This is a genomic window from Streptomyces sp. LS1784 (genome assembly GCF_020103755.1).
Classification (GTDB): Bacteria; Actinomycetota; Actinomycetes; order Streptomycetales; family Streptomycetaceae; genus Kitasatospora.
In genome coordinates, this window is the sequence record NZ_JAHSQD010000613.1 from 1 (window position 1) to 4,664 (window position 4,664).

Sequence of the window (4,664 nt, forward strand, 5' to 3'; positions counted from 1 at the left end):
CGGGACTCGCGACCGCGGGATCCGCGGCCGTGAGACGCACGGCCGCGGAACCCGCGAGCGCGGTGTGCACGGCCGCGGTACGGGCCGAGCGGCCGTCGCCGGGCCCGCCGCAACCGGCGCGCACAGCAGAGGAACCAGGTTCAGCAGATGAGTACCACCCCGGTGCGCGGCAAGGCGGAGCGGTTCCACGAGGACTGGGCCCGGCTGCTCTCCGCCGACCACGGCATCGCCGTCCACCCCGGCCTGCTCGGCCGGCTGGTCGCGCGCACCGCCGCGCTGCTGCACCGTGCCCAGGAGGACGAGCCGTTCGAGCCGCGGCTGGCCGCGCAGGCCGGCGCCGAACTGGTCGACGCCCACTTCACCGACCCGGTGCTGCTGGCCCGGGCGGTCGAGCTGCTCCAGTCCCAGCCCGTCCACGACGACCGCGGCCCGGCACTGACCGGTGCCTTCGCGGCCGGCTGGGCGGCCGCCCTGCGCGAACGCACGCTGACCGAGCAGGAGGCCATCCGCACCGCCGCCGACGCCGCCCGCAAGGAGGCCGAGCGGGCGCTGCGCGCCTCCGAGGCCCGGTTCCGGGCGCTGTTCGAGAGCGCCGCGATCGGCATCGGCATCGGCGACACCGACGGCAACATCATGGCGGTCAACAAGGCCCTCCAGGGGCTGTTCGGCGCAGGCCCGGAGGACATGATCGGCCGCCGGGTCGGCGACCTCGTGCACCCCGAGGACACCCCGGGTGTGTGGGAGGCGTACGAGGAGCTGATCAGCGGCAAGCGGGACTACTTCCAGTTCGACAAGCCGTACTACCGCCAGGACGGCGAGGTGGTCTGGACCCACCTGACCGTCTCGCTGATCCGCGACGATGACGGCTCCCCGCAGTACCAGGTCGCGATGCTGGAGGACGTCACCGACCGCTACCGGCTCCAGGAGCGGCTGCGCCACCAGGCCACCCACGACCCGCTGACCGGCCTGCCCAACCGCGCGGCCTTCTTCGAGCGGCTGGAGAAGCTGTTCGAGGAGCCCGAGCCGGGCGCCCGCTTCGGCCTCTGTTACGTCGACCTCGACGGTTTCAAGGTGGTCAACGACAGCCTCGGCCACGACATGGGCGACCAGTTGCTGGCCGCCGTCGCCGCCCGGCTGAAGGCCGCCCTCAGCCCGCTCGGCCACCTGGTGGCCCGGCTCGGTGGCGACGAGTTCGTCGTCCTGCTGGAGAAGTGCCGGGGCGAGCAGGAAGCGGTGGCCGCTGCGAAGACCGTGCTCAAGGCGCTGGCAGGGCCGGTGCTGATCGGCGACCACAAGCTCGCCGTCGGCGCCAGCGTCGGCGTGCTGGAGCGGCGGGTGTCCACCACCACCCCGGGCGCGGCCGTCCGCGCCGCCGACCTGACGCTGTACCGCGCCAAGGAGGCCGGTCGCGGCCGCTGGACCCTGTTCGACCCCAAGGAGAACGCCCGGGCGGTCAGCCGCTACGCGGTGTCGGTGCGGATGCCCGCGGCCCTCGACCGCGGCGAGTTCTTCATCGACTACCAGCCGCTCTACCGCCTCGCGGACGGCCGGCTGGCCGCCGTGGAGGCGTTGGTGCGCTGGCGTCACCCGCAGCTCGGGGTGCTCGGCCCGGACGAGTTCGTCACCACCGCCGAGGAGACCGGGCTGATCATGCCGCTCGGCCGCTGGGTGCTGGAGCAGGCCTGCGGCCAGGCCTCGGACTGGATCAAGCAGTACGGCGACGCCGCCCCGCAGCTCAACGTCAACCTGGCGGTCCGGCAGGCGCGCAGTGCAGCCCTGGTCAGCGACCTCGGCCGGATCCTCGACAACACCGGACTGGACCCGGCCCGGCTGCAGCTGGAGATCACCGAGTCGACCGTGGTCGGGCCCGAGGACGAGGCGCTGCGCACCCTGCACGGGCTGGTCGACCTCGGGGTGTCGCTGGCCGTGGACGACTTCGGCACAGGCTGGTCCAACCTCGCCTACCTGCGCGACCTGCCGGTTTCCGGGCTGAAGATCGCCGGTTCCTTCGTCGGCGACCTGCACGAACCGGGGAAGGACGAGTCCACCGGGTGGCGGATCGTCAGCGGACTGGTGTCCATGGCGCACGCGCTCGGGCTGAACGTCACCGCCGAGGGCGTGGAGACCCGCCGGGACGCCGAGCGGCTGCGGACCCTGGGCTGCGACTGGGCGCAGGGCTGGCACTTCGGGCGCCCGGTGCCGCCGGGCGAGATCGCCCGGCGGATCGTGGAGGAGCCGAACGGGCGCCCGGTCGAGGAGCGCTGAGAGCCCGCTGCGGTCCGGCTGCTCACCGACCGCGGTGCGGCCTGCGGTGCGGCTGCGTGCGGGCGGCACCGTACCCGCCGCGGCGTCGACGGCGCCGGTTCCCCGTTGCGGACGGGTGCTTCGGTACCGGTCCTGCGGTGGGTCGGTCCTGATCCGGAAAAGCGCCCGACACCCCTGCCCGCCATGCGGGATGATGACGCGTCGAATTCACCACCCCGGCACCGGTGCGCCCACGCTCACGGCCCCGCGCCGGTCCGGGCTGCGGGGGAGGGGAGCGTCGCATGGGCACGACGGAGGACGCGGACCCGGCCGAGGGCGATCGGCGCGGGCCGAGGCCCCGGTCGGCCGCCGGAGCCGAGCCGGGGAATCCGCCGCGGAGCAGGGTGGAGCGGTGGTCCCGAGGGCGTTGGCGCGGCTCCGACGCCGCCCCGGACCGGTCGTCCCGGCTCGGGTCCGTCCCGCCGACCCGGGTGGACCCGCAGGCCGCGACCCGCCGGGCGCCCGCCACCCCGCCGCGCTTCGATCCGGAGGCCGCGACGCGCCGGATATCCGGCGTCGAGCCGCGGTACGACCCGGAGGCTGCCACCCGCCGGAAGCCGGATGCCGAACCGCGGTACGACCCGCACGCCCGGACGGAGGTTCGGCCGGGCCGACCGGGGCATCCGGGAGGCGCCGATTCGGAGGCGGTGACCGAGGTCGTCCGGCCCCGGTCGGGAACCGGGGGCGGCTCGCCCTCCTGGCAGGACAGCATCGGGCCCGGCGGCCCCGCTCCGGGCGGTGGTCCCGGCGCAGGCCCGGGCTCAGGCCCGGGCGGAGCGCCGGGTGGCAGGTCGGGCGGCCCCGAAGGCGGGTTCGGTGACGTCCTGGGCGCCGACGGATCGTTCGAGGGCGCCTTCCCGGACGCCCTGCGGAACCGCTTCATCCCGCTGGGCCGGGCCGGGGCCGGCTCCGAGGGCACCGTCTGGTACGTCCGACGCACCGACGGCGGTGGCGACGCGGCCGTCAAGGTGGCAGTCGCCGGTCAGCCGATGGACCACGACCTACTCGCCCACCTGCGCAACGACGGCTTCCGCCGGCACGTCCCGCACCTGATCGACTTCGGCCGGGTCCGCCACCACGGCGCCCAGGTCGACTGGGTGGCCATGGAGTACCTGCCGGTCACCCTCGCCGCGCACGTCGCCGAGCTGTGGCGGGCGGGCGGAAACGGCGACCGGCGGACCTCCGAGCAGATCGTCTACGAGCTCGTCGCCCTGCTCGACTTCTGGCAGCAGCGGATCAAGCGCAACCCGCTGGACTTCAAGCCCGCCAACATCCTGGTGCGGCCCGGCAGCGGGTCCGGGGAGTTCGTGATCGCCGACTTCGGCGGCGTCGACCGGCTCACCGACAGCCGCCGGTTCACCTCCGCGATGATGGTCACCGTCGCCTACATGGCTCCCGAGCAGCTGGCCGGCAAGAACCACCAGGCCGGTCCCTGGTGGGGGCTGGGCAACGTGCTGTACGAGCTGTTCGTCGGCCGCCCGCGCTTCGTCGGCGCGGACGGCGAGCGCCCGGCCGACCAGGAGCTGGAGCTGGAACTGGTCATGGGCGAGGAGGTGGACCTCGGCGCCGTCCGTGACCCGCGCCAACTGTTGCTCCTCCAAGGGCTGTTCACCAAGAAGCCGGAGGACCGCTGGACCGCGTCGCAGGTCCGGAGCTGGCTGGCCGGCGGCACCCCCGAGGTGATCCGTCGCCGGCCGCAGGCACAGGCCCGGGCGCATCGGCCGGTCACCTTCCTCGGCAACCCGTTCACCGACCCGGTCCGGCTCACCGAGGCGCTGCTCAAGAACTCCGGCGCGGCGGCCCGCTGGCTCTCCACCGGGGGAGCGGAACGGGTGCGCGACTGGCTGCGGGACGAGGTCGAGGACACCGTCTTCGACCTGCACTACCTCTCCGACGTGGCCCGGGCGCCCGGCTCCCGGCGCGAGTCCGTGGCGGCGGTCGCGGTGCTCGCCCTGGGCGCGGCCTTCGCCCCGGGCGCAGTCGCGCACTACCGCGACCGTCCGATCGACACCACCGGGCTGGAACGCGTCGTCTCCGAACCGGACGGCGCCGAGTTCATCGACGAACTGGTCCGGGGCGGGGCGCCGGCCGTGGTCGCCCGCTACGACTGCTTCCACCCCGAATGCGCGGGCGAGCACTGCTCGCGGCTGCTCGCGCTGGCCGGACTGCCGGAGGTGCTGGCCGAGGTGGACCGGTTGGCCCGCACCGTCGGCGGCGGCCGGCGCGGCGGCGACGGACTCAGCCCGGAGGAGCGCGAGGAGGCGCACCGGCAGGCGGTCTGGCTGAGCATCCGGCCCGAGGAGCGCGCGCGGTTGCTCGGCCGGCTCTCGCCGCTGCCCGCCGCACTGCACCGGCTGCCG

1 protein-coding gene and 1 pseudogene are annotated in these 4,664 nt (G+C 74.8%); both read left to right on the plus strand.

Annotation, left to right across the window (positions count from 1 at the left end; translation table 11 throughout):
* The first annotated feature begins 147 nt into the window (after positions 1 to 147).
* Positions 148 to 2,265 carry a bifunctional diguanylate cyclase/phosphodiesterase gene (locus tag KS423_RS38925; protein ID WP_224284459.1) on the plus strand — a complete coding sequence of 706 codons (2,118 nt, stop codon included), beginning with the start codon at positions 148 to 150 and terminating at the stop codon, positions 2,263 to 2,265.
* Between the two features lie 686 nt (positions 2,266 to 2,951).
* Positions 2,952 to 4,664: pseudogene (locus KS423_RS38930) on the plus strand (hypothetical protein); the annotation flags it as partial.